Here is a 333-nt window from a genome sequence, read left to right on the forward strand (position 1 = left end):
CTAATGACAGAAACTCATCGTCATACTCTTCGGCTTTAACCGCCACCACCTTCGCGGGGCCTGTCTGCAACTGCGCCAGCGCAGCAGCATCTGCGTGTAACGTCACGCCGCTTTCCGCCATTTGCTTGCTTAATGCGGGCAGGAAGCTATCGGCGATGTTTTTATTTACCAGCAAGGTTTCTACCGTATTACATGTGCTTGGTCGCTGAGTTTTCGCGTTGACGATCACTTTTAATACTTCAGCGATCTCTGCGCTTTCATCAACGTAAATATGGCATACGCCTATACCGCCTGTGATCACCGGGATTGTCGACTGCTCGCGGCACAGTTTAT

1 pseudogene is annotated in these 333 nt (G+C 50.8%); it reads right to left on the bottom strand.

Annotated elements, in window-relative coordinates:
* A pseudogene (locus LZP73_RS19595) lies at positions 1-333 on the bottom strand (gamma-glutamyl-phosphate reductase); the annotation flags it as partial.

Origin of the sequence: Shewanella sp. AS16 (genome assembly GCF_021412365.1) — a bacterium.
Classification (GTDB): Bacteria; Pseudomonadota; Gammaproteobacteria; order Enterobacterales; family Shewanellaceae; genus Shewanella; species Shewanella salipaludis.